Origin of the sequence: Palleronia caenipelagi, from assembly GCF_007004065.1 — a bacterium.
Classification (GTDB): domain Bacteria; phylum Pseudomonadota; class Alphaproteobacteria; order Rhodobacterales; family Rhodobacteraceae; genus Palleronia; species Palleronia caenipelagi.
Genome location: NZ_VFSV01000108.1, coordinates 1 through 2,986 on the forward strand (window position 1 = coordinate 1; position 2,986 = coordinate 2,986).

Annotated in this window: 1 protein-coding gene; it reads left to right on the forward strand. The window is 64.2% G+C overall.

Annotated elements, in window-relative coordinates; translation table 11 throughout:
- Positions 1-2,986, forward strand: a 2,986-nt coding sequence (locus FEV53_RS19890) for a beta strand repeat-containing protein (RefSeq protein WP_142836378.1), incomplete at both ends; no start/stop codon positions are given.

Consider the following 2,986-nt stretch of genomic DNA (forward strand, 5'->3'; position numbering starts at 1 on the left):
GCAACGATACCGTTTACGGAGGCTCGGGCAACGACGAGGTTTTCGGCGATTTCGGCGATGACACTCTCTATGGGGGCTCCGGTGACGACACTGTCACGGGAGACCCGGGCAATGACTCGGTGTTTGGCGAACTCGGCGATGACTCTCTGCGAGGCGGGGACGGGAGCGACACCCTGTATGGGGGGGCCGGGAGCGATACGCTCAAGGGCGATGACGGCGATGACACCGTCTCTGGCGGTTCTGGCGACGACGACGTCTCGGGCGGGGTTGGCAATGACTCGGTGTTTGGCGAACTCGGGGACGACAGTGTCACGGGCGGGGCCGGCCAGGATACGCTGGTCGGGGGAGCCGGCAACGACCTGTTCTTTGGGAACTCCGGCGATGACATCATCGACGGCGGCACGGGCAACGACCGGTTCTTTGGGAACTCCGGCGATGACACCATCGACGGCGGCACGGGCAACGACATCGCCTATGGCGGCGCCGGGAACGACACCCTGCTTGGCGCGAGTGGCGATGACACGCTCGACGGGGGGGCCGGCACTGACTCGCTGGTGGGGACACTGGGCAACGACCTGCTGATCGGTGGCGCGGGCGTTGATACGTTTGTCGCAGCCAGCGGCGATGACACGGTGGACGCGGGCAGCGGGGATGAAACGCTGCTGGGTGAGATCGGCAACGACGTTCTGCTGGGCGGGGCCGGCAACGACACGCTGAATGGGGGTGTTGGCGACGACACGCTGGATGGCGGGGCGGGAACTGATACGGCGTTCGGCGGTGCGGGCAACGACGTCATCGACGGAGCCGCAGACAATGACCTGATCAGCGGCGGAAGCGGTGACGACAGCATCCTCGGCGGCTTCGGTGATGATGAGATCTACGGCAATATTGCTGGCGGAGAAGGCCTGCCAGACGGGAATGACACCATCGATGGTGGAGTTGGCAACGACTCCATTTTTGGCAATGCCGGGAACGACTCGCTCCTTGGTGGCACCGGAATTGATTCCATCGGTGGTGGCTCGGGTGACGACACGGTTGCTGGTGGTTCTGGCGATGACTTGTTGTTTGGTTCGTCAGGCAACGACTTCGTTCAGGGCGATGCTGGCAATGACCGCCTCTTTGGGTCCGTCGGCGATGATACGCTGGAGGGCGGCATCGGGAACGATACCCTGACGGCAGGCACGGGCAACGACATCGCCTATGGCGGCGCCGGGAACGACACCCTGCTTGGCGCGAGTGGCGATGACACGCTTGACGGCGGGGCCGGCAACGACACGCTGGACGGGAGTGTTGGCGACGACACGCTCAGGGGCGAGTCCGGTGACGACACGGTCGCTGGGTTTTCTGGCGATGACGCGGTCTTTGGCGGATTGGGCAATGACAGCGTCTACGGAAGTATCGGCGATGACAGCGTGTTTGGCGATGCGGGGGCGGACCAGTTGTTCGGCGGCCAAGGCAACGACATGCTGGAGGGCGGCTCTGGTGAAGACGCGATCAGTGCTGGTTCGGGCGATGACACCATCTCTGGCGGTGCCGGGAACGACACGCTCCATGGTGGCAGGGGCAACGACACGCTCGATGGCGGCTCCGGCGATGACAGCCTTTACGGCTCCGATGACGTCGACAGCCTCCTGGGCGGGGCTGGCAGCGACACCATCATCGGCTGGTTTGGCAATGACACGATTGATGGGGGCTCTGGTGACGACTCAATTGATGCCGGCGGACAGCCTGATCTGGTCTATGGCGGGGCCGGGGACGACACGATCACGGATGAGGGTGGGGGGGGATCTCTCGACACGATCTATGGTGGGGCGGGCAATGACATCGTCGATGCAGGCCTCGCAGACGATAGCGTCCTTGGCGGCCTGGGGAATGATACGCTTCAGGGCGGTGCCACGGGCAACGACACGCTCGATGGCGGCTCCGGCGATGACAGCCTGCTCGGCGGGACCGGCACCGATACTCTGAGCGGTGGGATTGGCGCCGATACGCTGCTGGGCGGCAGCGGCGACGACGCTCTGGCAGGCGACAGCGGCGACGACACGCTGGTGGGGGGGCTTGGCAACGACACGCTCGACGGCGGGACCGGGGCTGATGTTCTCGACGGTCGGAGCGGCGATGACAGCCTGTTTGGCGCCAGTGGCGATGACACGGTGGACGGGGGCAGCGGGGATGACTTCCTCCGCGGCGGGACCGGCAATGATACCCTTGACGGCAGTTTTGGCGAGGACTCCATCGACGGAGGTCTCGGCGACGACAGCATCTTCGGGCAATGGGGCAAAGACACGATCGACGGAGGTGCGGGTAACGATACAATCGATGGAGGTGTCTCAGCCGATCTGATCAATGCGGGGTCGGGCGATGACTCCATCGCCGATACCGGCGATTCTCTATCGTTCGATACGATCTATGGCGGTCTCGGAAATGACAGCGTCGCTGCCGGTGCAGGCGATGACACCGTTCAGGGGGATGTCGGCGACGACAGCCTTCTCGGTGAGAGCGGCGATGACACCCTGAGCGGCGGCGCTGGCACCGATATCCTCGACGGTGGGTCTGGCAACGACGTGGTCCTCGGCGGGTCTGGCGATGACAGCGTCGGAGGCGGCCTTGGCGATGATATCTTTGTCGAGGCTGGCGGCGATGGGGCCGACATCATCACCGACTTCGGCACAGGCAACTCGGGCACTGTGGATAACGGTCTTCAGGACGACAATGACTTCGTCGATCTGTCGGCCTTCTACAACCTGACAACGCTGGCCGCCGTGAACGCGCTGCGCGCTCCGGGGACCAAGTTCACCAGTGCGGTCGAAATGATGCGTGCAGACCATGCGGATGGCACGCTGAACGGGATCATCGGTGGCATCGACTACACGGCACAGATCGGGGACATCAGCCTCGCCATCCAGAATGGCGGAGCCGCCGTCGCGGACACAGAACTCACCTTCGACACGACGAATGTGACCGGCGTGGTCTGTTTTACCCGCGG